The sequence below is a fragment of the Streptomyces sp. NPDC056160 genome (assembly GCF_042268205.1).
GTDB lineage: Bacteria > Actinomycetota > Actinomycetes > Streptomycetales > Streptomycetaceae > Streptomyces.
In genome coordinates this window covers 25,128-52,036 of record NZ_JBHJUW010000038.1, presented here as the reverse complement: position 1 = coordinate 52,036, position 26,909 = coordinate 25,128, and the positions used below count along the sequence as shown (strand labels likewise).

The following is a 26,909-nucleotide window of genomic DNA, read 5'->3' as shown; positions in this document are numbered from 1 at the left end:
CGGGCCCCGCCCGTGACCCGGGCCGGGCCCGTGCGCCCCGTGTGAGCTCTCCGCTCGGCGCCCGCGCGCGTGGGAAGCGTCACAGCTCGGCTGCAGTCCCGGGGTGGGGGCCCGCTCGGCGGCTCGGGTGTCCGTGGCGGCTCGTAGACTCCCCTGCGTGGATACGACCCTTCAGGACCCTCTCGTCGGGCAGGTGCTCGACGGCCGGTATCGCGTCGACGCGCGGATCGCCGTCGGCGGGATGGCCACGGTCTACCGGGGCCTGGACACCCGCCTGGACCGCGTTCTCGCGCTCAAGGTGATGCACCCCGCGCTCGCGGCCGACGGTTCGTTCGTGGAGCGGTTCATACGGGAGGCCAAGTCGGTGGCCCGCCTGGACCACCCGAACGTGGTGCAGGTCTTCGACCAGGGCACCGACGGGTCGTACGTCTACCTGGCCATGGAGTACATCGCCGGCTGCACGCTGCGTGACGTGCTGCGCGAGCGCGGGGCGCTCCAGCCGCGGGCCGCGCTGGACATCCTGGAGCCGGTGCTCGCGGCGCTCGGTGCGGCGCACCGCGCCGGGTTCGTGCACCGGGACATGAAGCCGGAGAACGTCCTGATAGGGGACGACGGCCGGGTCAAGGTCGCCGACTTCGGACTGGTCCGGGCCGTGGACTCGGTCACCAGCACCACCGGCGCCGTCCTCGGGACCGTCTCCTACCTCGCCCCCGAGCAGATCAAGCAGGGCACCGCCGATCCCCGGGTCGACGTGTACGCGTGCGGTGTCGTGCTGTACGAGATGCTCACCGGTGGCAAGCCCCACCAGGGCGACAGCCCCGCCCAGGTGTTGTACCAGCACCTGCACGAGGACGTGCCGGCCCCCTCCGCCACCGTCCCCGGACTGCCGTTCGCGCTGGACGAGCTGGTCGCGGCGGCCACCGCGCGCACCCCGGACGTCCGCCCGCACGACGCCGTGGCGCTGCTCGCCCGGGTCCGCGAGGCCCGCGCGGCGCTCACCGCGCAGCAGCTGGACGCCCTGCCGCCGCAGGCCCGCAGCGCCGGGCACGACAACGCCCAGGACCGTACGAGCGTGATCCCGCGCGCGCTGACGGTGCCGCGCCCGCTGCCCGTCGACGAGGACGCCGAAGCCGCCGCGACCGGGGCCGCGCTCCACCGCACCAGCCGCCTGGAGACGCCCGCGGCTCTCGCGGCCCGGCGCCCGGGGCGGCGGCCCCGGCGGCTGGTGCTGACCGTGGTCGCCGCCGTCCTGCTGGTCCTCGGTGTCGGCGGTGGCGTGTGGTACATCAACTCCGGCCAGTTCACGAAGGTGCCGCCGCTGCTGGCGAAGACCGAGACGCAGGCCCGGGCGCGGCTCGGGAAGGCCGGGCTCGATGTCAAGGCCGTCGAGCACGCCTACAGCGACACCGTGAGGCGCGGCACGGTCATCAGCACGGACCCCGCCGCGGGCGCCCGGATCCGCAGCCACGACGGGGTGACCCTCACCGTCTCCGACGGCCCGGAGACCGTGAAGGTGCCGGATCTCAAGGGCCGCCCGCTGGGCGCGGCCCAGGGCCTGCTGAAGAAGGCCGGGCTGGAGCCGGGCATGGTGAGCCGCGCGTTCAGCGAGGACGTCACCGCGGGCTCGGTGATCAGCACGAACCCCGACCCGGGCACCGCGCGGCACGCGGGCTCGGCGATAGCGCTCGTGGTCAGCAAGGGCCGCCCGGTGGACGTCCCGGACGTCACGGGTGAGGACCTGGATCAGGCGAAGTCCGACCTGGAGGACGCGGGCCTGAAGGTGACGGTCGCCTCCGAGCAGGTCAACTCCGAGTTCGACAAGGGCCAGGTCGCCCGGCAGACCCCGGCGGCCGACGGCAAGGCGGCCGAGGGCGAGACGGTCACGCTGACGCTGTCCAAGGGCCCGGAGATGGTCGAGGTCCCGGACGTGACGGGAGACAGCGTCGACGACGCGAAGAAGGCACTGCGGGACGCCGGTTTCCAGGTCGAGGAGGACCGCGGGTTCCTCGGGCTGTTCGGCGACACCGTGAAGAAGCAGTCGGTGGTGGGCGGCGAGCAGGCGCCGAAGGGGTCCACTATCAAGATCACCATCAGGTGACGAGACGGGGATCACGACGGCCCGCCGCCACCGGCCGCGGGCCGTCGTGACACCCTGAACGGGTGAGCAGTCAGCCGTCCCCCGCTTCCCCCTCCCGGCCCGGCGCCGTCCGCGAACCGGTCGCCCTCCGCAATCCGGTCGGCGGCCATGTCCCGGTGGCCGGCGGTCTCCACCGCGTCGGCCTGTCCTACGCCCGTGAGCTGGGGGCCGAGACGGTGCAGGTCTTCGTCGCCAACCCGCGCGGCTGGGCGACGCCGGCCGGTGACCCGCGCCAGGACGAGGCGTTCCGCGCGGCCTGTGCCGAGGAGTCCGTCCCGGCCTACGTCCACGCGCCCTACCTGATCAACTTCGGCTCGCACACCGAGGCGACCGTGGAGCGCTCGGTCCACTCGCTGCGGCACTCGCTGCGGCGCGGGCGCGAGATCGGCGCGCTGGGCGTCGTCGTGCACACCGGGAGCGCCACCGGCGGCCGGGACCGGGCGGTGGCGCTGAAGCAGGTACGGGAGCACATGCTGCCGCTGCTCGACGAGCTGACCCATGACGACGACCCGTACCTGCTCCTGGAGTCGACCGCGGGCCAGGGCGCGTCGCTGTGCTCGCGCACCTGGGACTTCGGACCGTACTTCGAGGCACTGGACGCCCATCCGAAGCTGGGCGTGTGCCTGGACACCTGCCACATCTTCGCCGCCGGGCACGACCTGACCGGCCCGGACGGGATGCGCCAGACGCTCGACCTGCTGGTTGACACCGTCGGCGAGGGACGGCTGAGGCTCATCCACGCCAACGACTCCAAGGACGTGGCGGGTGCCCACAAGGACCGGCACGAGAACATCGGCGCGGGCCACATCGGCGAGGATCCGTTCCGCGCCCTGATGGCGCACCCGGCGACCGCGGGCGTGCCGCTGGTCATCGAGACGCCGGGCGGCAAGGAGGGGCACGCGGCGGACGTGGCCCGTCTGAAGCGGCTCAGGGACGGCTGAGCCGGAGCCTCACAGCCCCGGGCCGTCCTCGGCTTCCTCCTGGTAGGAGTAGCGCTGTTCCTTCCAGGGGTCGCCGATGTTGTGGTATCCGCGTTCCTCCCAGAAGCCACGGCGGTCCGTGGTCATGTACTCCACGCCCCGGACCCACTTGGGGCCCTTCCAGGCGTACAGGTGGGGGACGATCAGGCGGAGCGGGAAGCCGTGCTCGGCGGTGAGCAGTTCGCCGTCCTTGTGGGTGGCGAAGAGGGTGGTTGCGGCCGTGAAGTCCGCGAGGCGCAGGTTGGAACTGAAGCCGTACTCCGCCCAGACCATCACATGGGTGACGTCCGGCGCGGGCGGCGCGATGTCCAGGACCGTACGGGCCGGGATGCCGCCCCACTCGGCGCCGAGCATGCTGAACTTCGTCACGCAGTGCAGGTCGGCGACGCGCGTGGTGTACGGCAGGGCCGTGAACTCCTCGTGGGTCCAGCAGTGCTTCTCGCCGTCGGCGGTCGCGCCGAAGACCCGGAAGTCCCAGCGCTCGGGGCGGAACTTGGGCACCGGCCCGTAGTGGGTGACAGGCCAGCCGCGCTGCAGCCGCTGCCCCGGCGGAAGCTCCGGCTGTGCCGCCGCTCCCCGCGCTGCTCCCGACGCCTCCCCAGACGAGCGTTCCACCGGCTGACCCATGCCTCCATCCTGACAGACCGGGCGGGGTGCACATGACCAGCCCCGCATGCATTCGGACAACTCGCATAAGTGTGCACTTACTGGACGAGTGTAGGTGCCGGTGCAATCATGCGGCGCTATCGGACCGTACCGGCCCAAATCGTCCCAGTCAGGCCCGTCAGCCCAGAAGGAGTTCTCCGCATGCAAGGCGACCCCGAGGTCATCGAACTGCTCAACGAGCAGCTCACCGCCGAGCTGACCGCGATCAACCAGTACTTCCTGCACGCCAAGCTCCAGGACCACAAGGGGTGGTCCAAGCTCGCCGAGTACACCCGGGCCGAGTCGTTCGACGAGATGCGGCATGCGGAGATCCTCACCGACCGCATCCTGCTGCTTGACGGCCTGCCCAACTACCAGCGGCTCTTCCACGTGCAGGTCGGGCAGACGGTGACCGAGATGTTCCGGGCCGACCGGCAGATCGAGGTGGAGGCCATCGACCGGCTGCGCCGCGGCGTGGAGGTGATGCGCGACAAGGGCGACATCACGTCGGCCAACGTCTTCGAGGCGATCCTGGCCGACGAGGAACACCACATCGACTACCTGGACACCCAGTTGGAGCTGGTCGACAAGCTGGGCGAGGCGCTGTACCTCTCGACGGTCATCGAACAGAGCCAGCCGGACTCGTCGGGCCCCGGCACCGGCGGCTTCTCCGCCCACTGACGGGGCCACCCGGCCGGACGGGTTCCTCAGGCGGCGTCGCCCAGTTCCTCCGGGGCGGCGCCGTCGGCCTGCGGGGCGAGCCGGGCGAGGGCCGGGGCGCGGCGCTCGATCAGTTCACGGCGCGGGCAGGCGCCCCGGCCGAGCAGCGCCTGAATGCGACGGACGCAACCACCGCAGTCCGTGCCCGCCTTGCAGGCCGAGGCGATCTGGCGGGGCGTGCAGGCGCCGCTCTCCGCGTGCTGCTTGACCTGCTGCTCGGTGATGCCGAAGCAACTGCAGACGTACACGCTTCGCTCACCTCCCGCCGGGATCGATCAGTGGTGCCGCCCCGACTTCTCGGTGAGGCAAACCTAACCTTACCGTCAGCTCCTGGCCTGTGAAAGCGGGTGGGGCGCGGACCGTATGTGATCCGCGCCCCACCCCTTCAGGCGGCCCGATGCCTCACTGGTCGCGGTACATCTCCGCGACGAGGAAGGCCAGGTCAAGGGACTGGCTGCGGTTGAGCCGCGGGTCGCAGGCCGTCTCGTAGCGCTGGTGCAGGTCGTCGACGAAGATCTCGTCGCCGCCGCCCACGCACTCGGTGACGTCGTCACCGGTCAGCTCGACGTGGATGCCGCCGGGGTGCGTGCCCAGCTCCTTGTGCACCTCGAAGAAGCCCTTGACCTCGTCGAGCACGTCGTCGAAGCGGCGGGTCTTGTGCCCGGAGGCCGCCTCGAAGGTGTTGCCGTGCATCGGGTCGGTCACCCAGGCCACGGTCGCGCCCGAAGCGGTGACCTTCTCGACCAGCTCGGGCAGCTTGTCGCGGACCTTGTCGGCGCCCATGCGGACGACGAAGGTCAGCCGGCCGGGCTCACGGTCCGGGTCCAGGCGCTCGATGTACTGCAGCGCCTCCTCGGCCGTCGTGGTCGGACCGAGCTTCACACCGATCGGGTTGCGGATCTTCGAGGCGAACTCGATGTGCGCGTGGTCCAGCTGCCGGGTGCGCTCGCCGATCCACACCATGTGCCCGGAGACGTCGTAGAGCTGTCCGGTGCGCGAGTCGACGCGGGTGAGCGCCGTCTCGTAGTCGAGCAGCAGCGCCTCGTGCGAGGAGAAGAACTCGACGGTCTTGAACTCCTCCGGGTCGGTGCCGCAGGCCCGCATGAAGTTCAGCGCGTTGTCGATCTCGCGGGCGAGCTGCTCGTAGCGCTGACCGGAGGGGGACGACTTCACGAAGTCCTGGTTCCAGGCGTGCACCTGGCGCAGGTCGGCGTAGCCGCCGGTGGTGAAGGCGCGCACCAGGTTCAGCGTGGAGGCCGAGGCGTGGTACATCCGCTTCAGCCGCTCGGGGTCGGGGACGCGGGCGGCCTCGGTGAAGTCGAAGCCGTTGACGGAGTCGCCGCGGTAGGTCGGCAGGGTCACGCCGTCGCGGGTCTCGGTCGGCTTGGAGCGCGGCTTGGAGTACTGGCCGGCGATCCGGCCGACCTTCACCACCGGCACCGAGGCGGCGTACGTCAGCACGGCGCCCATCTGCAGGAGCGTCTTGAGCTTGGCCCTGATGTCGTCGGCGGACACCGCGTCGAACGCCTCGGCGCAGTCGCCGCCCTGGAGGAGGAACGCCTCTCCCTTGGCGACGGCCGCCATCCGGGCACGCAGGTTGTCGCACTCCCCGGCGAAGACGAGCGGCGGGAAGCTCTCCAACTCGGTGATCACCTTACGGAGAGCGCCCTGGTCCGGATACTCCGGCTGCTGGGCCGCCGGGAGGTCTCGCCAGGTGTTCATGTCGATGATGGAGGCGTTTGGGTTCACGCCCCCAGCCTACGGGCTGCGTGCGCGGTGCCGGCCCCATGCCCAAACTGTGGGACACCGGGTCCCGGGGAGCCGGCACCCGGCACCCCGCACCCGGCGGGGAACAGATCGCGCCGTCTCAGGCGGGCCCGGGCCTTCCGGCCGCCCTCACGCGCCGGTCCCCACGTCCAGCTGGTTCCGGTCGACGTTGATCTTCGAGCCGCCGTACGTCTCGGTCCGGTCCCCCGCGTACTGGTGGACGCGCTGCCCGTCGGTCCACAGGGCGGCGGGCAGGGCCGCGTCGGTGGTGACGGCCTCGTCGTTCCAGCGCGCGAAGTGGATCACGTCCGGCAGGGTGGTCCTGGTGGCGTTGCCGACCAGGTCGGCGACCAGGGAGGAGACGCTGCCGTACGCCCCGGAGCGGTAGCCCAGCTCGTGCAGCCGGCCGGTCCAGGCCTCTAGGTAGCCGAGGACGCGGGCGGTGAGGGCGGCGCCGGGCGTGTACTGCTCCAGGTCGTTGTAGAGCACCGAGCCCTTGCCCAGCCCGAGCGCGCCGGCCTGGGCGACGGCGTCGTCGGCGGCGGCCTTCCCCTGGGCCGCCGGGTCGGTGATGGCCGCGCAGCCGGCGGTGCAGCTCCCGGCGTCGGCGGCCGGCTGCGGGCCGACGTAGAGCGGGAGGAGGCGCCAGCCCTTGGCGTACTGGGTGCGCACCCAGCCGGCAGTGAGGTTCGCCTGGGCGCAGCCGCGGTTGACGCCGCCGATGTAGATGCCGACGGCGCCGTAGGGCGAGCCGGCCTTCCAGGCGTCCATGGCGCTCTGGCCCGGCGCCGTACAGGTGTCGAAGCCCTTCCCCCGGTGGGCGGTGGCGTCGGCGGGAAGGGCCGGGACGGACACGGCGGGGTCCGCGGTCTCGGAGCGCGCGGCGGAGACGGGCAGCCCCGCGCTGTCCAGCACGCGTTCGACCGTGGCCCGGTCGTCGCGGTAGGGGGCCGTGACGGCGATCCCTTCGGCCGCCGCCGTGGCGTGGAAGAGGTGGGCGGTGCGGTTCTCGGTGACGGCGGCCTTCGCCGCGGTGGCCGGCCGCACCCACAGCGCCTCGGTGCTGCCGGCGACCCGGGCCGGGCAGTCCTGGTCCCCGCCCGGATCGCCCAGGTAGACGGCGTGCCGGTCGAAGCGGACGCAGGCCGAGGGGTGCGCGGCGAGGTCGACGACCTCCCAGCCGGCGGGGACGGTGAAGGTGTGGCCGCGGTAGGCGACGGTCCTCGTCGCGCCGCCGGACGGCCCACTGGGCGGGCCACCGGACGCGGTGCCGGCGGCGGCCGGAACGCCTGTGGCGCCGACCGCGAGGGCGGCGCAGGCGGTCAGCGCGGACAGGAAGGCCCGGGCGCGGGGCGTACGGCGGTACGGGCGGGAGGAGTGCGGGTGGGGCCGGGGCGGGCGTGGTGGGCGGATGGCGGGCTCCTCGGTCGGGCGGGGCTCGGACGCCCGCCCTCCTTCCACCTCCCGTGCCCGGGTGAAACCGGCGTGTGGTGCGTCCGGGCGACCCCGCGCGCCGGGTGCGGTAAGGTGCGGGGCATGTTCGCGCACTCGACCCAGATCCAGAACTGGTGGTGGACCGCTTCTCCGGCGGCCCGCTGACTGCGCGTATCCAGACTTCGCGAAGGCCGCCCGAGGGGCGGCCTTCGGCGTTTTCGGGGTCGTTCCTCACCGACATCGATCACGGCATCGATCACGACAGTGATCGCGGCGGTGGTCACTCTCATCGACGGAAGAGGACCCATGGACCTGGACCTGGCACGGCTCCTGCACGACGAGCGCCCCTTCGCCCTGCTCAGGCGCCGCACGCCCGGACACGACCACGACCTGGTCGAGGTGCTCCTCGGCCCGGTGTCCACGTGCGAGCGCCTGGCCGACCTGCCCGAGGAGGGGCTCTGGCCCTGGTCCCGTTCCGGCAGATCCGCGAGCGGGGCTTCGACGTCCGCGACGACGGCACCCCGCTGACGGTGCTGACCCCGGAGGAGACGTACACCCTGCCGCTCGCCGAGGCGCTGGCGCAGCTGCCCGCGCACGAGGTCCGCGTCGAGGGCGGCGGTTTCGACGTCGGTGACGAGGAGTACGCGCGGATCGTCGGGCGGGTGCTGCGTGAGGAGATCGGCACGGGCGAGGGCGCCAACTTCGTGATCCGGCGGACGTACGAGGGCGGGATCCCGGGCTTCGGCCGGGCCGACGCGCTGGCGCTGTTCCGGCGGCTGCTGGAGGGCGAGCGGGGGGCGTACTGGACGTTCGTCGTGCACACCGGAGACCGGAAGGGGCCCGAAGGGCCTTCCTCGCAAGGGCGGGGGTGGGAGGCGGGGCGCACGCTGGTGGGCGCGAGCCCCGAGGTGCATGTGCGGATGTCCGGCGGCACGGTCGTCATGAACCCGATCAGCGGCACGTACCGCTACCCCGCCGAGGGGCCGACCCCCGAGCACCTGCTCGGTTTCCTCGCCGACGGCAAGGAGATCGAGGAGCTGTCGATGGTCGTCGACGAGGAACTGAAGATGATGTGCACCGTCGGCGACATGGGCGGGGTCGTGGTCGGGCCCCGGCTGAAGGAGATGGCGCACCTCGCGCACACCGAGTACGAGCTGCGCGGCCGCTCCTCGCTGGACGTGCGCGAGGTGCTCAGAAAGACCATGTTCGCGGCGACCGTCACCGGGTCGCCGGTGCAGAACGCCTGCCGGGTCATCGAACGCCACGAGGTCGGCGGGCGCGGCTACTACGCGGGCGCCCTGGCCCTGCTCGGCCGGGACGCGGGCGGCGCGCAGACCCTGGACTCCCCCATCCTGATCCGCACCGCCGACATCGACGCGGCCGGGCGGCTGCGGGTCCCGGTCGGCGCGACGCTGGTGCGCGGCTCCGACCCGGCGAGCGAGGTGGCCGAGACCCATGCGAAGGCGGCGGGCGTGCTGGCCGCCCTGGGCGTACGGCCCGCCCGGCCGCGCGCGGAGCGGGAGCGGCCGCGCCTCGCCGACGACCCGCGGGTGCGGGCGGCGCTGGACGGGCGCCGGGCCTCGCTGGCGCCGTTCTGGCTGCGGATGCAGGAGACGTCGGACGTGCTGTCGGGGCACGCGCTGGTGGTGGACGGCGAGGACACGTTCACCGCGATGCTCGCGCACGTCCTGCGGTCCTCGGGTCTTGAGGTCACCGTCCGCCGCTACGACGAGCCCGGGCTGCGCGCGGCCGTCCTCGCGCACGAGGGGCCGGTCGTGCTCGGGCCCGGCCCCGGCGACCCGTCCGACCTGGACGATGCGAAGATGCGGATGCTGCGCGCGCTGACCGCCGAGGTGATCGCCGCGCACCGGCACGGCGTGCTCGGCGTCTGCCTCGGGCACGAGCTGATCGCGGCCGAGCTGGGCCTGGAGATCGTCCGCAAGGAGGTGCCGTACCAGGGTGCGCAGACGACGGTCGACCTGTTCGGCCGGCCGGAGACGGTCGGCTTCTACAACAGCTTCGTGGCGCGCTGCGACGACGAGGTCCACGCCGAGCTGGCCGCGCACGGCATCGAGGTGAGCCGCGGCGCGAACGGTGAGGTGCACGCACTGCGCGGGCTCGCGGGCGCGCCGGGGAGCGGGTTCGCGTCGGTGCAGTTCCACCCGGAGTCGGTGCTGACGCTGAACGGGGCGTCGATCGTGACGGGCCTGGTGGGTCAGCTGCGCGGGACCAGCACGTTCTCCGAGCGGCGGCCCGCCTTGTAGTCCAGGACGTTGCGCACGGTGGTGCCGACGATCTGCCGCAGGGCGTCCTCGGTGTAGTACGCCTGGTGGGAGGTGACCAGGACGTTGGGGAAGGTGACCAGGCGGGCCAGGATGTCGTCCTCGATGGCCTCCAGGGACTTGTCGAGGAAGAACAGACCCGCCTCGGACTCGTAGACGTCCAGGCCGACGCCGGTGAAGCGGCCCTCGCGCAGTTCGGTGACGAGGGCCGCGGTGTCGACGAGGCCGCCGCGGCTGGAGTTCACCAGGATCGCGTCGTCCTTCATCGCCTTCAGGGCGTCCGCGTCGATGAGGTGCTGGGTCTGGGGCATCAGCGGCACGTGCAGGGAGACCAGGTCGGACTCGGCGAGGAGCTGGTCCTTGTGGACGTACGTCATGCCGAGTTCCATGCAGGCGGGGTTCTCGGCGATGTCCCAGCCCAGCAGCCGCATGCCGAAGCCGTGGGCGATCCGGGCGAACGCCTCGCCGATCTTGCCGGTGCCGAGCACTCCTGCGGTGCGGCCGTGCAGGTCGCGGCCCATCAGCCCGTCGAGCCGGAAGTCGAAGTCGCGGGTGCGGGTGGAGGCGCGCACGATGCGCCGGTTGACCGCGAGGGCGAGCGTCCAGGCGAACTCGGCGACCGCGTAGGGCGAGTAGAACGAGACCCGGGCGACCGTCATGCCGAGCCGTTCGGCGGCGTGCAGGTCGATGTTGTTGAAGCCGGTGGAGCGCTGGGCGACCAGCCGGGTGCCGCCGGCCGCGAGGGTCTCCAGGACGCGGGCGCCGAGTTGGGCGTTGACGCTGGTGGAGACGATCTCGTAGCCGGCGGCGATGGGCGCGGTGTCCTCGTTGAGGAAGACGTCCAGGCAGCGGACCTCCTGGTGGTCCCGGAAGGCGTGCTCGATCAGGGGCTTCTCGTCGGCCTGCACTCCGAAGGCCAGGATCTCCACGGCGACTCCCGTTCTGGTGGGGTATGAGCCGAATATACGGGGATGTACGGGGGCCGTACGGCTCATACCCCTCGCGACCGGTCCCGTCGGTCCCTTGCGGTCAGCCGAAGAAGACCCCGGCCTCCTCGTACAGCTTCGGGTCCACGGTCTTCAGCTTGGCGGTGGCCTCGGCGATCGGGACGCGGACGATGTCGGTGCCGCGCAGGGCGACCATCTTGCCGAAGTCGCCGTCGTGGACGCAGTCGACGGCGTGCAGGCCGAAGCGGGTGGCGAGCCAGCGGTCGAAGGCGCTGGGCGTGCCGCCGCGCTGGATGTGCCCGAGGACGGTGGTCCGCGCCTCCTTGCCGGTGCGCTTCTCGATCTCCTTGGCCAGCCACTCGCCGACCCCGGAGAGGCGGACGTGCCCGAAGGAGTCCAGCGACCCGTCCTTGAGCACCATCTGGCCGTCCTTGGGCATGGCGCCCTCGGCGACGACCACGATCGGGGCGTAGGACGCCTTGAAGCGGGAGGTGATCCAGGCGCAGACCTGGTCGACGTCGAAGCGCTGCTCGGGGACGAGGATGACGTTCGCGCCGCCGGCGAGGCCGGAGTGCAGGGCGATCCAGCCCGCGTGACGGCCCATCACCTCGCAGACCAGGACCCGCATGTGGGACTCGGCGGTGGTGTGCAGGCGGTCGATGGCCTCGGTGGCGATGCCTACGGCGGTGTCGAAACCGAAGGTGTAGTCGGTGGCCGACAGGTCGTTGTCGATGGTCTTGGGCACGCCGACGCAGGGCACGCCGTACTCGTCGCTCAGTCGCGCGGCCACCCCCAGGGTGTCCTCGCCGCCGATCGCGATGAGCGCCTCGACCTCCTGCTTGGCGAGGTTGTCCTTGATGCGCCGGATGCCGCCCTCCTGCTTGAGCGGGTTGGTGCGCGAGGAGCCGAGGATGGTGCCGCCGCGCGGGAGGATGCCGCGGACGGCGGGGATGTCGAGGCGGACGGTGTCGTTGTCCAGGGGGCCGCGCCAGCCGTCCCGGAAGCCGACGAAGTCGTAGCCGTACTCCTGGACGCCCTTGCGGACGACACCCCGGATGACGGCGTTGAGCCCGGGGCAGTCGCCGCCACCGGTCAGTACTCCGACGCGCATGGAAATGTCCCTTCGCCACGGTTACCTGGTGAAGGGCACGTTAATGGTGACCCACGTCACTCCGACATGGGCGGAAAAGTCAATTCCGGTGGAATGTCCGGTAGTTGATCACGGCAAATCCGCTCGAAAGAGTGGGTGGGCCGGGTACGGCGGTTTACTCGCCGTCGAGTCCGCGTTCGATGGCGTACCGGACCAGTTCCACCCGGTTGTGCAACTGGAGCTTGCCGAGGGTGTTCTGCACGTGGTTCTGGACGGTGCGGTGCGAGATGACCAGGCGTTCGGCGATCTGCTTGTAGCTCAGGCCCTTGGCCACCAGGCGCAGCACCTCCGTCTCGCGCTCCGTCAGGCGCGGGGCCTTCGGGCCGCCGTCGGCCGCGGCGTCGGCGGGCACGGGTTCGGCGGCCAGGCGCCGGTACTCGCCGAGGACCAGCCCGGCCAGACCGGGGGTGAACACCGGGTCACCGACGGCGGTCCGGCGCACGGCGTCCAGCAGCTCCTCCGTCGAGGCCGACTTCAGCAGATAGCCGGTCGCCCCCGACTTCACGGCCTCCAGCACGTCGGCGTGCTCACCGCTCGCGGAGAGCACCAGCACCCGCAACGCGGGGTTGTGCGCGACGAGTTCCTTGCAGACCTGGGCGCCGGGCTTCGCGGGCAGGTTGAGGTCGAGCACGAGCACGTCGGGCGCCGCGGCCTTGGCCCGGCGCACCGCCTGCTCGCCGTCGCCCGCCGTGGCGACCACCTCGAACCCGGACCCGGCCAGGTCACGGGCGACGGCGTCCCGCCACATGGGGTGGTCGTCGACCACCATCACCCTGATCGGTTCCTGCTGTGCGCTCATCGGCCCTCCGTCTTCCCCCGGGCCGGCTTCGCCCGCTTCGGTACGTTCAGTTCGACTTCCGTGCCCTGCCCGGGCACCGAGATCAGCTCGGCTCTGCCGCCGACGTCACGCAGCCGGCCCCGGATCGACTGGGCCACACCGAGTCTGCCCTCGCCCTCGGCCTGCGCGAGCCGCCCCTCGGGGATGCCCGGCCCCTCGTCCCGCACCGTCACCAGCACCGCGTCCGGCTCGTCCTCCACCAGGATCCAGGCCCGCGCGTCCTCGCCCACGTGGTGCCGTACGTTGTCCAGCGCGGCCCCGACCGCCGCGGCCACCTGCCGGGCCACAGCGGCCGGCAGCGGCACCGGGGCGCCCGGCTCGGCCAGCGCGGTACGGGAACCGGCGTACGGGGCGAGCAGCGCGCGCAGGTCGACGGGCTCCTCGCCCCCCTCCCCGTCGTACCCGTCGTCCTCGACGACCCGGACGACCGCGCCGTCGGCCGCGCTCTCGGAGACTCGCGAGACGGGCACCAGCCCGCCGGAGACGAGGGTGCGCAGCGCCACCTCCTGCTCACCCGCCAGCCGGCCCAGCTCCGCCGCCTCGCCGCCGATGACCGCGCCGCGCCGCTGCACCATCGCCAGCACCTGGAGCACGCCGTCGTGGATGTCGCGGGCCAGCCGCTCGCGTTCCCTGGTCGCCGCCTCGATCTCCAGGGCGCGGGCCAGGGTGCGTTCGGAGGCGCGGGCCACCTCGACGACGTAGCCGATGGCGATGGAGGCGACCCAGACCAGCATCACGTTGTGCACGGTGTCGCGGGCCGGGGTGCCGCGCTCGACCAGGTTGGCGAGGGCGACGGCGGTGGAGGCCACGGCGGCCCAGCGCCAGCCGCCCTTGACGGCGAAGGCGAGGACGGAACCGGCCGTCCATATCGACGGCAGCGTCGGGCCGCCGTCCGCGATCCGCGCGTGCGCGTCCGCGAGCGGGGTGAGCAGGATGCCGCCCACCGCCAGCGCCAGGTCGGCGGCGAGGAAGAGCTTGGTGCAGTGCGCGGCGCTCGCGACCCTGGGCAGGGTGGCCAGCGTCCACACGAACAGCACGCAGTAGTAGGCGATGGCGACCCCGGGGCGGGGGAAGCGGCCGTAGGCGGTGGCGAACAGGCCGACCGCGTAGAACAGGGTCAGCACCCGGTAGCCGGCGAGCGCACGCCACAGCGGCTGCTCGACCGACATCCTCATGACGCGCTCGCGCCTGGCCATGTCCCCCCGGTCCCCGTTCCGTCCCCGCCCCCCGGCGGGGGCTACTGCGCGCCCGTCTCCCGCTCGGCGCGGCCCTCGCCGGCCGCGGGGCCGCCCTCCGCGGCAGCGGCCTGCGCCGCCTTCTCCGCCTCTTTCCCGGCTTCCTTCTCGGCCTTCCCGGCTTCCTTCTCGGCCTTCCCGGCTTCCTTCTCGGCCTTCGCCGCCTCCGCGATCTGGCGCTTGGCCGCGGTCGCGTAGATGTCGACGTACTCCTGGCCGGAGAGCTTCATGATCTCGTACATGACCTCGTCGGTCACGGCGCGCAGGACGAAGCGGTCGTGCTCCATGCCCTGGTAGCGGCTGAAGTCGAGGGCCCTGCCGATCCTGATGCCGGGGCGCATCAGCTTGGGAACGACCTTCCCGGGCGGCTGGATCTTCTCCGTGTCGATCATGGCGACCGGGATGACCGGCGCCCCGGTGGCCAGCGCCACCCGGGCCAGGCCGCCCGGCTTGCCGCGGTAGAGGCGGCCGTCGGGCGAGCGGGTGCCCTCGGGGTAGATGCCGAACAACTCGCCGCGCTCCAGCACCTCTATGCCGCTCTTCACCGCCGCCTCGCCCGCGCCGCGGGCGCCGGAGCGGTCCACGGGGAGCTGGCCGACGCCCTTGAAGAACGCGGCGGTCAGCCGACCCTTCACGCCGGGCGTGGTGAAGTACTCGGCCTTGGCGATGAACGTGACCTTGCGGTCGAGCATCGTGGGCAGGAAGAACGAGTCCGAGAACGAGAGGTGATTGCTGGCCAGAATGGCGGGGCCCTCGGCCGGAATGTTCTCCGCGCCCTCCACCCAGGGCCTGAAGGCGAGCTTCAGCGGCCCCCCGATGGCGACCTTCATCGTGCCGTAGAACAACCGACTGCCTCCCGTGTGTGTCGCTCAGACCATAACCCGGGGCGACGCGGAAGGCGCCTGCGGCCCTGGTCGGTGTCAGTGCCGTCGCGTACGGTGAAGTACCTGCGATCGGCGGCCGTGTGCCGCAGGCGCACCACCCTGCCCCGCGCACACCTGTCATCGACGTGCCCAGCCCACTTCACGAACAGGAGACCGACGTGCCGGTCCTCCCCGGAGCCGAGCCGTTCCGCCACGAGGGCGGGGAGGTCGGCGTCCTCCTCTGCCACGGCTTCACCGGTTCCCCCCAGTCGCTGCGCCCCTGGGCCGATCACCTGGCCGAGCGGGGCCTGACGGTCTCCCTCCCGCTGCTGCCCGGGCACGGCACGCGCTGGGAGGACATGCAGCTCACCGGCTGGCAGGACTGGTACGCGGAGGTGGACCGCGAGCTGCGCGCCCTGAGCGAGCGGTGCGCGCAGGTGTTCGTGGCCGGGCTGTCCATGGGCGGGGCACTGGCGCTGCGCCTCGCGGCCCGGCACGGGGACGCGGTCGCCGGGGTCGTGGTGGTCAACCCGGCCAACAAGGTGCACGGCCTGTCCGCGTACGCGCTGCCCGTGGCCCGGCACCTGGTGCGCACGGCGAAGGGGATCGCCAGTGACATCGCGAAGGAGGGCAGCGCGGAACTGGGCTACGACCGGGTACCGCTGCACTGCGCGCACTCGCTGCGGACCTTCTTCCGCCGGGTGGACGGGGAGCTTCCGCAGGTCACGCAGCCGCTGCTGCTCCTGCGCAGCCCGCAGGACCACGTGGTGCCGCCGGCCGACTCGGCGCGGATCCTCGGCCGGGTCTCCTCCGTGGACGTCACGGAGGTCCTGCTGGAACAGAGCTACCACGTCGCGACGTTGGACCACGACGCGGACCGGATCTTCGAGGAGAGCCTCGCCTTCATCGGCCGGATCGCACCCAGTGTCGGCAAGGAAGGGACGGCCGCAGGTGGCTGAGCACGACTCCGACCGCGAGGGCCGCGAGGGCCGTGACCCGGGCGAGCCCGGGCGACCCGCGCAGTCCGGGCAGCCGGCCGAGACCGCGCGGCCGGTGGAGCCCGCGCAGTCCGATCGGCATGCGGACCCGGCGCCGCCCGTGCAGCCCGGGGAACCGGTGCAGCCCGTGCCGCCCGTCGAGCCGGTCACGGCCGCCGACGCGGCCGGTACCGCCGGGTCCGTCGATCCGGTCGGCCCCGGCGCTCCCACCGGTGCCGCCGAATCCTCCGGGGCCTCCGCTGCCACTGGCCCCTCAGGTTCCACCGGACCCTCAGGCCCCGGTGGTCACAGTGGTCACGGCGGTGAGGGGTTCGCGCTCGACGAGGAGGCGGCGTGGGCCGCGATCGTCGCCGGGTACGGCCAGGAGCCGCCGGACCCGCCGGGGGCCAAGCCGTTCAAGCCCATCGAGGACCTGCTGCTGCCGGAACCGCCGAACGCCGACGGCACGGACGGTGCCGGGGGCGGGGAGCCGAACCCGGCCAGGACGCCGCTGGGTGGCTCGGTCTCCTTCGCGCCGGGCGTCGCCTCGCCGGGCACGGGCCCGCGCGACTACGCGCCCGACGAGCCGTCCGACGACGACTTCGGCTCGGACGACGAGGGCCACTTCGTCCCGCCGGAGCCGCCGCCGCTGCCGGACGCGGACGCGACCGCGAAGTTCGCGTGGCTGGGGGTGATCGGGGGCCCCGTCCTGCTCCTGCTGGCCGTCCTGCTGGGCTGGGACATGACCTGGTGGCTGACGACCCTCGGCATCGGCGGCTTCGTCGGCGGCGTCGCGACGCTGGTGGCCCGCATGAACCCGGGCGACGAGGACGACGACGACCCGGGCCGCGGCGCCGTGGTGTAGCCCACCCCGGTCCGTCCCGGGCCGGGGTGGACGGCAGGGGTCACGCGCCTGCCGGGACCCGCAGGGCCGCCAGGACCGGGAGGTGGTCCGTGCCCGCCCTGAGGTCCGCGTCCGTCACTCCGGCGAGCCCCTGCGGCACCCCGCAGCCGAAGATCTCGACGCCGTGCGTCGCGAAGACCGCGTCGATGCGCCGGTGCGGGTCGCGCGACGGCCAGGTGCGCTCCCCGCCCCACGGCGCCGTGGCCCAGCCGTCCTGGAGCGTGCCGGCCAGCCTGCGGAAGGCGGGGCCCTCCGGCCCCTCGTTCAGGTCGCCGCCCGCGACCGCGTGCGGCACGCCCATCCCGGCCAGCCGGTCCAGGAGCAGGCCGCTCTGCGCGTACCGCTCGTCCTGGTCGAGCGAGAGGTGGCAGCCGAGCACGCCGAGCCTGGCGCCCCCGAAGCGGACCACCGCCGTGGCGAAGCCGCGCCGGTGCAGGCCCGGTGTGAGCGGCAGCAGGACGTCCTCGGTGCGCTCGACGGTGGCCCGGAGGGAACAGAGCACCGCCGGTCCCGCCGCCGTCCCGCCGCCGGTGAGGACCACCAGGTCCGAGGCCGCCGCCAGCCGCGCCAGCTTCTTGCGCCAGCGGAAGAAGCGGGGCGCCTCCTGGAGGAGGACGAGATCGGGCGCGCAGGCGCTGATGACCCGGGCGAGGGCGGCGGTGTCGTCCCGCATCGACCGGATGTTCAGGCTCAGGACGCGGACGACGGCGGAACCGTCGGGTTCAGTGCGGGAGTTGGGCAGCTGCATGACGATCAACATACGCGGGGACGGGACCGCTTCCGCACGGCGGTCGGGCTGATGCCCCGCGCACCCCGGGTACGCCCCGTGTGCGGCGGCCCCGACCGGCCCGTACGCCGGTTCCGTACGACGCTTCCCCACACCGTTCCGTACGACGCTTCCCAACGCCTTCCGTACGACGGCGCCCACCGGCCCGGGCGGAGGGGACGGTGGGCGCTCACGGCGGCAGGTGCCTCACATGACCGGGTCGGGCTCCCGGGCCAGGTCGGCCGCGCCCACCAGACCGGCCTTGTTGCCGAGCTGGGCGGCGATCACGTCGGCGACCGGACGCCAGTTGCCGCCGACCAGCCATCGCTTGTACGACTTGCGGATCGGGTCGAGGACCAGGTCGCCCTCGTCGGAGAGGCCGCCGCCGACGATGAAGGCGGACGGGTCGAACAGGGACGCCAGGTCGGCCAGGCCCGCGCCGGCCCAGCGGGCCAGCTCGCGGTAGGAGTCGACGGCGACCGGGCAGCCCTGGCGGGCGGCCATGGAGATGTGCTTGCCCTCGATGCCGTCCGGGGTCCCGTCGCCGAGGGCGAGCAGCACCTCGGCGCGCTCCGGGGTGGCGTTGGCACGCTGCTTGGCGTACCGCACGAGGGCGCGCCCGGAGGCGTACTGCTCCCAGCAGCCCTGCGAACCGCAGCCGCACAGCAGGCCGTCCGGGACCATCCGGATGTGCCCGAACTCGGCGGCCACGCCGAAGTGGCCGCGGCGCAGCTTGTTGCCGATGATGATGCCGCCGCCGAGGCCGGTGCCGAGCGTGATGCAGATGACGTTGCGGTGGCCCTTGCCGGCGCCGAACCTGTACTCGCCCCAGGCCGCGGCGTTCGCGTCGTTCTCCACGACGACCGGGAGGCCGACGCGCGCCTCGACCTTCTCCTTGAGCGGCTCCTGGCGCCAGTCGATGTTGGGCGCGAAGTAGACGGTGGAGCGCTGCCGGTTGACGTATCCGGCGGCGCCGATGCCCACACCGACGATGTCGTGCCCCGCGCGTGCGCCCTCCACCGCCGAGGCGATGGCGTCCACGATGGCCTCGGGCGTGGTGGGGGTCGGCACCTTGAAGGTCGAGAGGATGTTGCCTTCCTCGTCGACCACGCCGGCCGCGATCTTCGTGCCGCCGATGTCGACGCCGATGGTGAGTCCCATGAATCCCTCAGTTCCGGTCGAGCCCCGCTACGGCCAACCGTACCCGAGCATGGGGTCAGTCCAAGTCGATGCGTTCCCCGCCGCCGGTGCCCTCGCCCCGGTCCCGTCGGTCGTCGGTGTTCTTCGGGGCGCCGTGCGGGCGGTCCCGCGGGCCGTCCTTCGGGCCGGCGCCGCTCCAGCCGTCCTCGGCGCCGCCCGTACGGGACGTCCAGTGGCGTTCCTGGGCCTCGACGGCGGAGCGGTAGGCGGCGAGCAGTTCGCCGCCGGCCGCCGCGAGGTGGTCGAAGACGTCCGGGTTGCGCTCCAGCACCGGTTCCACGGCCGCCTTGGCCTGCTGCACGACCTGCCGCACCACCTGCTGGGCGGTGGGTCCGGCGACCGCGCCGAGCAGCGGCGAGCGCAGCGAGGACAGTCTGTCGGCGACGGTGTCGACGAGTTTGCGCAGCTCCTCGGCGGCCGAACCGGGCGGCGGCCCGTACTGCGTGCGGCGCCGGGCCTTCTCCGCCTCCAGGTCCTCGGCACAGGCCGTGGCCCACGCGTCGGCGTCGGCGGCCCGCCCCTGCCCCTCGCCGGCCGTCCGCCGCTCCCCCTGCTGCCGGGTCCCGTCCGCACCGGGGGCGCTGCCACGGCCGGCGGTCTGCTCCTGAGCGGCGTCGTCCCGCGCGGCGTCGTCGGACGGTGGGCGCTCTTCGCTCATGGCGGGCTCCTGACTACGGTTCGTCCTTCCGACGTTACCCGACCGGGGGTCCCTGGTTCACCTGTCGCGCGGCCAGAGCGCCGGGTCCGGCGCGAACCGGATGCGCAGTGCTCCCTCGCGCAGGGCGGCGCCGTCCACGGCGCACCGGCGCAGCGCCGAGGGCAGTGCCACGATGCGGCGGAAGACGCCCGCGGTGAGCACGAGTTCGTCGCCGCGCCGCACGAGGTCCAGTTCGTCGCGCAGGGCTCCGGGCAGCGGGATGTGCCACACCAGGACGCCGTCCTCGGCCAGCCGGTCCTCGACGGGCCACTCGACGACGGCGGGGGCGGGGCCGGCCGCGGGGACGGCGAGGGCGGTGACGTCGTCGGGGCCGCGCGGGTCCCGGCCCAGGTGGGCGGCCGGGTGGACGGTGTACGTCTGCTGCCACTCCTCCAGTGCCTTGCGCTGCTGGGCGGCCAGGCCGGTCAGCCAGGAGTCCGCCGGGGTGTCGGGCAGCACGCGGGAGGCGACCAGGGACTCGACGGGCAGGGCGCGCACGGCCAGGCCGAGGGCGGTGGCGCGGACGGCGTCGGTGCCGGCCGGGCCGGGCTCGGCCACCAGGCGGACGGCGGTGCCCGGGTCGGCGACGACGGCCTCGACCGCGGCCAGCTCGACGTCCCAGCGGCCCGCCGTCTCGTAGAGCCAGTCGGCGGGCATGGGGACGCCGGCGAGGCGGCCCAGGACCGGGCGCAGGGCGCGGGCGGCCTGCCGTTCGGCCGGCAGGAGGCGGCGCAGGTACCGGCGGAGTTCGGCGGGCAGGGCGAGCAGGGCGAGGGCCTGCGGGGCGGGCGGCAGGTCGACGACCAGCAGCTCGAAGCGCTCGGAGAGGGCGGCGTCGCGCAGCGCGCGCAGCAGGGCGAGTTCCTCGGCGCCGGGCAGCGGGGTGACCTCCTCGGCGTCGAGGCGGGAGGCCCCGAGGAGGTCGAGGACGCTTGCCGCGCGGTCCTGGAAGGCGGCGAGGTCGGCGCGGAAGCCGGCCGCGGCGTCGGGGCGCCAGGCGGTCAGGTCCGGTGCGGCCGGCCCGGGCCGCGCGCCGGTGGGCACCCCCAGGGCCGCGCCGAGGGTGTCGGTGCGGTCGGCGCTGAGGACGAGGGTGCGGGTGCCCTCGCGGGCGGCGGCGATCGCGGTGGCGGCGGCCACGGTGGTGCGACCGGAACCGCCCGGGCCGGTGATCAGCAGGGTGCGCATGGGGGTGAACGCTACCTTCGCGCTCCGTCGCACGGGCGCCCGCGGCCGGGCCTCCTGCTCGCCCGGCGCCGGCCGCCGCCTACTCGCCCGACTCCACCCGCTTCTTCAGTCCCGCCAGGGCGCGGTCGATGATGACCTTCTCGGCCTTGCGCTTGATCATGCCGAGCATGGGGATCTTGACGTCGACGGTGAGGCGGTAGGTCACCTCGGTGGCGCCCGCGCCGGCCGGCCTGAGCAGGTAGGTACCGTCGAGTGAGCGGAGCATCTGGGACTTGACCAGGGTCCAGGAGACCTCGTCGTCACCGGTCCAGGTGTAGGCGAGGGTCTGGTCGTCCTTGATGGCGCCCGCGTCCATGACGAGGCGGACCTGCTCGGCGCGGCCGCGGTCGTCGGTCCTGAGGACCTCGGCCTCCTTGACCTCGCCGGTCCAGTCGGGGTAGCGGGCGAAGTCGGCGATCACCCCCATGACGTCGGCGGGGGCCGCCTCGATCGTGATGCTCGAGCTGGTGTGTTCCGCCATCGCCGTGGCTCCTCCAGATGCGGGCCGGAAGTCGGTCGTCGTGCGCACGCGTGTGCAGCGTGAAGGCTACCGCGCAGCCGAACGGCGGACGCCACCCCCACCTGCGGACATGGCGCGAAGCCGCATCCGGGGGCTGGGCCGCCCCCGCCGCGGGAGGGTCGGCTACGCCCTCAGGAGGCCGCCGCGCGCCGGGGGGCCGCTGTCACCACTGGAGGGCCCAGGGGGTGCCGGTGCGCGCGAAGTGGCCCACGTTCACGCACTCGGTGGCGCCGACGCGCATGCGCCGGACCAGCGGCTGGTGGACGTGGCCGAACAGGGCGTAGCGGGGGCGGGTGCGGCGGATGGCGTCGAGCAGGGCGCGGCTGCCGCGCTCGAAGCGGCGGGCGACGGTGTCGTAGACGAGTTCGGGCACGTCGGGCGGGATGTGGGTGCACAGCACGTCGACCTCGCCGACCGCCTCTATCTTCGCGGCGTACTCCTCGTCGCTGATCTCGAACGGCGTCCTCATGGGGGTGCGCAGGCCGCCGCCGACGAAGCCGAAGACGCGGCCGCCGATCTCGACGCGTTCGCCGTCGAGGACGGTGGTGCCTTCGCGGGCGTACTCGGGCCACAGCGGCGGCATGTCGACGTTGCCGTAGGTCGCGTACGTCGGGGTGGGGAAGGCGGCGAAGAGTTCGGCGTACTGCTTGCGCACGGCCTCTTCGACGACCTGGGTGCGTTCGCCGTCCAGGCCCGCCCACAGCCGGGCGCCGAGTTCGCGGGCCTCGGTGAAGCGGCGGGCGGTGCGCAGCTCGACGATGCGGTCGGCGTTCTCCACGCCGAACAGGTCGGGGAAGATGCCGCGCGAGTGGTCGGCGTAGTCGAGGAAGAGGATGAGGTCGCCGAGGCAGATCAGGGCGTCGGCACCCTCGCCGGCTCGGGCCAGGTCACGGGCGTTGCCGTGCACGTCGCTGACCACATGGACACGTGTACCGCTGCGACGGACTGGTGTGGGTGCCATGGAGACAAAGGGTATGCGGTGAACAGTGGCGGCCGGACCTGCGGTTACTGGCCAGTCGTTCAGCGGGTCGACTACTGTGCGCGAGGAAACACCCATCGTGTGACGCAGCGAACATCTCACGGGGACCCCCTGTCGAAAAAGCCATACCGACGGGTAACCTCCGGGCAGTCCAGTCGTGCTCTGGATTTCAACCACCGGGCCCGAAACGGCTCCTTGGCGAAGCCCCTGGGCACCCGACCGAGCCTTGGACCGCACCGTCGCATCACACAACGTCGTGGCGCCGGCGCCCTATGAGGAGCAGCAGTCTTGCGCGAGTTCAGCCTTCCGGCTTTGTACGAGGTCCCCACGGACGGGAATCTGACCGACATCGTCCGCAGAAACGCCGCGCAGCATCCCGAGGTCGCCGTGATCGCCCGCAAGGCGGGAGGCGTCTGGCAGGACGTCACCGCGCGGGACTTCCTCACCGAGGTGCACACCGCCGCCAAGGGCCTCATCGCCTCCGGTGTCCAGCCGGGCGACCGGGTGGGCCTGATGTCGCGCACACGCTACGAATGGACGCTGCTGGACTTCGCGATCTGGAGCGCGGGCGCCGTCACGGTGCCGGTGTACGAGACCAGCTCGCCGGAGCAGGTGCGGTGGATCCTCGGCGACTCGGGCGCGACGGCCTGCCTGGTGGAGACGGACACCCACGCCGCCGCCGTGGAGTCGGTGCGCGAGAGCCTGCCCGCGCTGAAGAACGTCTGGCAGATCGAGGCGGGCGCGGTCGCGGAGCTGGGCCTGGCGGGCCAGGGGATCAGCGACGCCACGGTGGAGGAGCGCGGTTCGCTGGCCAAGGCCGACGACCCGGCGACCATCGTCTACACCAGCGGCACCACGGGCCGTCCCAAGGGGTGCGTGCTCTCCCACCGCAGCTTCTTCGCCGAGTGCGGCAACGTGGTGGAACGGCTGCGTCCGCTGTTCCGCACCGGCGAGTGCTCGGTGCTGCTGTTCCTCCCCCTCGCGCACGTCTTCGGCCGGCTGGTGCAGATCGCGCCGATGATGGCGCCGATCCGGCTGGGCTGTGTCCCGGACATCAAGAACCTCACCGACGAGCTGGCCGCGTTCCGCCCGACGCTGATACTGGGCGTCCCGCGGGTGTTCGAGAAGGTCTACAACTCGGCGCGCGCCAAGGCGCAGGCGGACGGCAAGGGGAAGATCTTCGACCGGGCGGCGGACACGGCGATCGCCTACAGCAGGGCGCTGGACAGCGCGGCCGGACCGTCGTTCGGCCTCAAGCTCAGGCACAAGGTGTTCGACAAGCTGGTCTACAGCAAGCTGCGCGCGGTCCTCGGCGGGCGCGGCGAGTACGCCATCTCCGGGGGCGCCCCGCTCGGCGAGCGCCTCGGCCACTTCTTCCGCGGCATCGGGTTCACGGTCCTGGAGGGCTACGGGCTGACCGAGTCCTGCGCGGCCACCGCGTTCAACCCGTGGGACCGGCCGAAGATCGGCACGGTCGGGCAGCCGCTGCCCGGCTCGGTCATCCGGATCGCGGACGACGGGGAGGTGCTGCTGCACGGCGAGCACCTGTTCAAGGAGTACTGGAACAACCCGGCCGCCACCGCCGAGGCGCTGGCCGACGGCTGGTTCCACACCGGGGACATCGGCACCCTCGACGAGGACGGCTACCTGCGCATCACCGGCCGCAAGAAGGAGATCATCGTCACCGCGGGCGGCAAGAACGTCGCGCCGGCCGTGATCGAGGACCGCATCCGCGCGCACGCGCTGGTCGCGGAGTGCATGGTGGTGGGTGACGGACGGCCGTTCGTGGGCGCGCTGGTCACGCTCGACGAGGAGTTCCTGGGCCGCTGGTGCGCCGAGCACGGCAAGCCCGCGGGGTCCACGGCGGCGGCGCTGCGCGAGGATGCGGATCTGCTCGCGGCGATCCAGAGCGCGGTCGACGACGGCAACGCCGCGGTGTCGAAGGCGGAGTCCGTACGCAAGTTCCGTGTCCTGTCCGACCAGTTCACCGAGGAATCGGGACACCTCACCCCGTCCCTGAAGCTGAAGCGGAACGTGGTGGCGAAGGACTACGCGGACGAGATCGAGGCGATCTACGCGAAGTAGTTCGCCAGGGGGCGGGCTCCACGGCTTCACCCACCCGCCGGACAGGCCTCAGAGCAGCTCCTCGAGCCGTTCCGCCAGCAGGTCCCAGCGCCACTTCTCCTCGATCCAGCGGCGGCCCCGCTCTCCCATGCGCCGGCGTAGTTCCGGGTCGCCCAGGAGGGCGGTGATGCGGTCGGCGGTCTCCTCGGGGGCGTTGCCGCGCACCACCCAGCCGGTCTCGCCGTCGAGTACGGCGTCGGGCGCGCCGCCGGAGTCACCGGCGACGACGGGGAGGCCGGTGGCGGAGGCCTCCAGGTAGACGATGCCGAGGCCCTCGACGTCGAGGCCGCCGCGTCGGGTGCGGCAGGGCATGGCGAAGACGTCACCGGCGCCGTAGTGGGCGGGCAGTTCGCTCCAGGGCACCGGGCCGGTGAACCGGACGGACGCGGCCACCCCGGTCTCCCGCGCCAGCCTGCGCAGGTCCTTCTCGTACGGCCCGCCGCCGACGATCAGCAGCACCGCGTCCGGCTCGGCGGCCAGGATCGCGGGCATCGCCCGGATCAGGGTGTCCTGGCCCTTGCGCCGCACCAGCCGGGAGACGCACACGACCACCGGCCGGTCGGCGAGGCCGAGCCGGGCCCGTAGCTCGTGCCCGCCCGATCCCGGGTGGAAGGTCTTCTCGTCCACGCCCGGCGGGAGCCGCACCATCCGCGAGGCGGCGCCGGGGGTCAGCGCGGCGGCGATCCGGGAGCGGGTGTACTCACCGAGGTAGGTGATCGTGTCCGTGGACTCCCCCACGCGGCGCAGCAGTTGCCGTGCCGCGGGCAGCTGGGCCCACCCGGCCTCGTGGCCGTGGGTGGTGGCCACCAGCCGCTCGGCGCCGGCCCTGCGCAGCGCGGGCGCCATCAGTCCGAGCGGGGCCGCCGCGCCGAACCAGACGGACGTGCAGCCGTGCTCGCGCAGCAGTCCGGCCGCGCGCCGGGTGGCGTCCGGGGTGGGCAGCAGCATCGTCGTACGGTCGCGTACGACGGTGAAGGGCTGCTCCGCGTCGAAGGCGGCCGTAGCCCGGACGCCCTCCGCGCTCCGCTTCCAGGTGGAGGCGTAGACGACGAGCCGCTCGGGCTCCAGACGCAGCGCCATGTTGTGCAGGAACGCCTGGATGCCGCCGGGGCGGGGCGGGAAGTCGTTGGTCACGACGAGGGTCTTGTGCATCGCCGCAGACCTTATCCAATCCCGCTGTCCTGTCTCCCGACCCGTTGTCCCGTCCCCTTGCCCCGTTGTCCCGTCTCCTTGCCCGTCCCCAGGGCACGGGCCTCGCGCGGCGGTACGTGCACGGCCCCTGGCCCGCTTCCCCCTGACGCACCGCCGCCCGCTCAGCCCAGCTGCGCCCGCACGTACTCCCGCCACCGCGCGGTGAAGCCCTCCAGGGTCGTGCCCAGCACCGTGCGGAGCGCTTCCTCGACCGCGCCGGGCCGTCGCTCGTGGGCGCCGACGGCCCGGTAGAAGGCGTCCAGCCGGTCCTCGCCCCAGTGGGCGGCGATCATCCGGCAGGCGAGCCAGCCGCCCTCGTAGGCCTGGGCGAGCCGGGTGGCGTCCTCGGCGAAGCCGAAGTCCTTGTCGGTCGGCAGCGCGGCGGGCACGTGTCCGGCGGCCACGGCGTGCTGGAGTTCCGGCGCCGCCTGCTCCGGGGTGCGCCCCGAGCGCCGGTAGCCGACCCAGTCGGCGTAGCCCTCGGACAGCCACAGCGGGGTGGCGGCGTCGGTGTGGGTGCGGGTGGCGACGTGGGTGGTCTCGTGGGTGAGCACGACCTGTCTGCCGAGCGGGCCGAGCAGGCTGTACGCATCGGGGTTGATGACCACGCGGTCGGCCGGTGCCCGACCGCCGCCGCCCGCCTCGCCGGTGGTGACGGCAGCGATGCCCCGGTAGTCGTCGGCGGGCGAGCCGAGCAGCGCCGCCATGCCGTCCAGCGAGCCGGGGACGAGGACGACGACCCGGCGGCTCCAGTCCGTGCCCCAGGCGTCCGACACGGCGGGCACCGCGTGGTCGGCCAGACCGGCGTAGCCGCGCAGCGTACCCGCGCTCTGCCCGACGCCGAGGACGATGCTGCTGCGGCCCCGGACCACCGACACGGTCCCCTGGTCCCACAACTGCTGGACCGAGCTGTGCGCGGGCCGGTCGGAGTCGACGTACCACTTCCCGTCGGCGGTGGTGGACAGGGTCAGGGTGCGCGCGACGGTGACGGGGGCCGTGTCGTAGCCGGTCACCCGGTAGCTCAGGTCGGCGTCGGCGGTGGCGCGGTCGCCGCTGCGGCGCAGGGCGGTCACGCGGTAGGACCAGGCGGTGAACGGCACGGCGCCGAGTTCGGCGTACGGGGCCCGGGTGCCGGTGGTGGCGTACGCCGCCGGGTCGTGGTGGAGCACCGCGGCGGCCCGGGTGTCGAGCAGCCGTTGCACCTGGTCGCGGGCGGTGTCGGTCGCGGAGTGCCCGCCGCATGCCGTCAGGGACGCGAGCAGCAGGGACGCCGCCGCCACCGACGTTCCCTGCACCCGCCATCGACCAGCCATTTCCCGATCGTAC

General features: G+C 73.1%; 24 protein-coding genes and 1 pseudogene. 8 read left to right on the top strand and 17 right to left on the bottom strand.

Going from position 1 to position 26,909, the window contains the following annotated elements; all coding sequences use genetic code 11:
* Positions 1-157: 157 nt before the first annotated feature.
* Positions 158-2,098: a Stk1 family PASTA domain-containing Ser/Thr kinase gene (gene pknB, locus ACFC02_RS16655; RefSeq protein WP_376357140.1), complete on the top strand. Its 1,941-nt coding sequence runs from the start codon at positions 158-160 to the stop codon at positions 2,096-2,098.
* Positions 2,099-2,160: 62 nt separating this feature from the next.
* Positions 2,161-3,078 (top strand): deoxyribonuclease IV, encoded by a 918-nt coding sequence (locus ACFC02_RS16650; protein ID WP_376357138.1) that lies wholly within the window; start codon positions 2,161-2,163, stop codon positions 3,076-3,078.
* 9 nt (positions 3,079-3,087) lie between these two features.
* Here ACFC02_RS16650 and ACFC02_RS16645 read toward each other — a convergent pair whose 3' ends face one another.
* Positions 3,088-3,744, bottom strand: a complete 657-nt coding sequence (locus tag ACFC02_RS16645; protein WP_376357136.1) for a sulfite oxidase-like oxidoreductase — start codon at positions 3,742-3,744, stop codon at positions 3,088-3,090.
* Positions 3,745-3,924: 180 nt separating this feature from the next.
* Here ACFC02_RS16645 and bfr point away from each other — a divergent pair, with 180 nt between their 5' ends.
* A complete protein-coding gene (gene bfr, locus ACFC02_RS16640; RefSeq protein ID WP_376357134.1) occupies positions 3,925-4,443 on the top strand; it encodes a bacterioferritin in 519 nt (172 codons plus the stop codon).
* 26 nt (positions 4,444-4,469) lie between these two features.
* Here bfr and ACFC02_RS16635 read toward each other — a convergent pair whose 3' ends face one another.
* From ACFC02_RS16635 to ACFC02_RS16625, 3 genes are all read right to left on the bottom strand, one after another.
* Positions 4,470-4,730, bottom strand: a complete 261-nt coding sequence (locus tag ACFC02_RS16635) for a (2Fe-2S)-binding protein (RefSeq protein ID WP_360963064.1) — start codon at positions 4,728-4,730, stop codon at positions 4,470-4,472.
* 154 nt (positions 4,731-4,884) lie between these two features.
* A complete protein-coding gene (locus ACFC02_RS16630) occupies positions 4,885-6,204 on the bottom strand; it encodes a class II 3-deoxy-7-phosphoheptulonate synthase (protein ID WP_360963311.1) in 1,320 nt (439 codons plus the stop codon).
* 174 nt (positions 6,205-6,378) lie between these two features.
* The gene (locus ACFC02_RS16625; protein WP_376357131.1) at positions 6,379-7,710 is read right to left on the bottom strand and encodes a glycoside hydrolase domain-containing protein; all 1,332 of its coding nucleotides are present in this window, start codon (positions 7,708-7,710) and stop codon (positions 6,379-6,381) included.
* A gap of 75 nt (positions 7,711-7,785) precedes the next feature.
* On the opposite strand from ACFC02_RS16625, the gene ACFC02_RS16620 reads away from it, so the two are divergent.
* Together ACFC02_RS16620 and ACFC02_RS16615 are read left to right on the top strand one after the other, a co-directional pair.
* Entirely contained in the window at positions 7,786-7,848 is a 63-nt protein-coding gene (locus ACFC02_RS16620) for a trp operon leader peptide (RefSeq protein ID WP_107474434.1), read from the top strand.
* A 147-nt stretch (positions 7,849-7,995) separates the two neighbouring features.
* Positions 7,996-9,947, top strand: a pseudogene (locus ACFC02_RS16615) (anthranilate synthase family protein).
* On the opposite strand, the gene ACFC02_RS16610 reads toward ACFC02_RS16615, so the two are convergent.
* The 5 genes from ACFC02_RS16610 to ACFC02_RS16590 all read right to left on the bottom strand — a co-directional run bounded on the left by ACFC02_RS16610 (position 9,899) and on the right by ACFC02_RS16590 (position 14,965).
* Positions 9,899-10,894 (bottom strand): 2-hydroxyacid dehydrogenase, encoded by a 996-nt coding sequence (locus tag ACFC02_RS16610; RefSeq protein ID WP_376357129.1) that lies wholly within the window; start codon positions 10,892-10,894, stop codon positions 9,899-9,901. The pseudogene ACFC02_RS16615 and the gene ACFC02_RS16610 overlap by 49 nt on opposite strands.
* 100 nt (positions 10,895-10,994) lie before the next feature.
* On the bottom strand, positions 10,995-12,023 hold the full coding sequence (locus tag ACFC02_RS16605; protein ID WP_376357127.1) for a 6-phosphofructokinase: 1,029 nt from the start codon (positions 12,021-12,023) through the stop codon (positions 10,995-10,997).
* A 154-nt stretch (positions 12,024-12,177) separates the two neighbouring features.
* Positions 12,178-12,861, bottom strand: coding sequence for a response regulator (locus tag ACFC02_RS16600; RefSeq protein ID WP_376357125.1), 684 nt, complete (start codon positions 12,859-12,861; stop codon positions 12,178-12,180).
* Positions 12,858-14,096, bottom strand: coding sequence for a MacS family sensor histidine kinase (gene macS / locus ACFC02_RS16595; RefSeq protein ID WP_376357123.1), 1,239 nt, complete (start codon positions 14,094-14,096; stop codon positions 12,858-12,860). The genes ACFC02_RS16600 and macS overlap by 4 nt, the downstream gene beginning before the upstream one ends.
* A gap of 41 nt (positions 14,097-14,137) precedes the next feature.
* Positions 14,138-14,965 (bottom strand): lysophospholipid acyltransferase family protein, encoded by an 828-nt coding sequence (locus tag ACFC02_RS16590; RefSeq protein ID WP_376357169.1) that lies wholly within the window; start codon positions 14,963-14,965, stop codon positions 14,138-14,140.
* A 212-nt stretch (positions 14,966-15,177) separates the two neighbouring features.
* Here ACFC02_RS16590 and ACFC02_RS16585 point away from each other — a divergent pair, with 212 nt between their 5' ends.
* Both ACFC02_RS16585 and ACFC02_RS16580 read left to right on the top strand, forming a co-directional pair.
* Positions 15,178-15,957, top strand: coding sequence for an alpha/beta fold hydrolase (locus ACFC02_RS16585; RefSeq protein WP_360963320.1), 780 nt, complete (start codon positions 15,178-15,180; stop codon positions 15,955-15,957).
* Positions 15,958-16,123: 166 nt separating this feature from the next.
* On the top strand, positions 16,124-16,840 hold the full coding sequence (locus ACFC02_RS16580) for a hypothetical protein (RefSeq protein WP_376357166.1): 717 nt from the start codon (positions 16,124-16,126) through the stop codon (positions 16,838-16,840).
* 40 nt (positions 16,841-16,880) lie between these two features.
* Here ACFC02_RS16580 and ACFC02_RS16575 read toward each other — a convergent pair whose 3' ends face one another.
* From ACFC02_RS16575 to ACFC02_RS16550, 6 genes are all read right to left on the bottom strand, one after another.
* Positions 16,881-17,627: an endonuclease/exonuclease/phosphatase family protein gene (locus ACFC02_RS16575; protein WP_376357121.1), complete on the bottom strand. Its 747-nt coding sequence runs from the start codon at positions 17,625-17,627 to the stop codon at positions 16,881-16,883.
* A 225-nt stretch (positions 17,628-17,852) separates the two neighbouring features.
* Positions 17,853-18,806: an ROK family glucokinase gene (locus tag ACFC02_RS16570; RefSeq protein WP_360963087.1), complete on the bottom strand. Its 954-nt coding sequence runs from the start codon at positions 18,804-18,806 to the stop codon at positions 17,853-17,855.
* Positions 18,807-18,861: 55 nt separating this feature from the next.
* The gene (locus ACFC02_RS16565; protein ID WP_376357118.1) at positions 18,862-19,503 is read right to left on the bottom strand and encodes a DUF5304 family protein; all 642 of its coding nucleotides are present in this window, start codon (positions 19,501-19,503) and stop codon (positions 18,862-18,864) included.
* A 57-nt stretch (positions 19,504-19,560) separates the two neighbouring features.
* Positions 19,561-20,730, bottom strand: coding sequence for an ArsA family ATPase (locus ACFC02_RS16560; protein WP_376357116.1), 1,170 nt, complete (start codon positions 20,728-20,730; stop codon positions 19,561-19,563).
* A 79-nt stretch (positions 20,731-20,809) separates the two neighbouring features.
* Entirely contained in the window at positions 20,810-21,250 is a 441-nt protein-coding gene (locus ACFC02_RS16555; RefSeq protein ID WP_376357114.1) for an SRPBCC family protein, read from the bottom strand.
* Between the two features lie 202 nt (positions 21,251-21,452).
* Positions 21,453-22,208, bottom strand: coding sequence for a metallophosphoesterase (locus ACFC02_RS16550; protein ID WP_376357164.1), 756 nt, complete (start codon positions 22,206-22,208; stop codon positions 21,453-21,455).
* 348 nt (positions 22,209-22,556) lie between these two features.
* Here ACFC02_RS16550 and ACFC02_RS16545 point away from each other — a divergent pair, with 348 nt between their 5' ends.
* Complete coding sequence (locus ACFC02_RS16545; protein WP_376357112.1) at positions 22,557-24,353, top strand: AMP-dependent synthetase/ligase; 1,797 nt, start codon at positions 22,557-22,559, stop codon at positions 24,351-24,353.
* A 48-nt stretch (positions 24,354-24,401) separates the two neighbouring features.
* Here the strand turns inward: ACFC02_RS16545 and ACFC02_RS16540 are convergent, their stop codons facing one another.
* Entirely contained in the window at positions 24,402-25,544 is a 1,143-nt protein-coding gene (locus ACFC02_RS16540) for a glycosyltransferase family 4 protein (protein WP_376357110.1), read from the bottom strand.
* 161 nt (positions 25,545-25,705) lie between these two features.
* Complete coding sequence (locus ACFC02_RS16535) at positions 25,706-26,896, bottom strand: hypothetical protein (RefSeq protein ID WP_376357108.1); 1,191 nt, start codon at positions 26,894-26,896, stop codon at positions 25,706-25,708.
* Between the last annotated feature and the right edge of the window lie 13 nt (positions 26,897-26,909).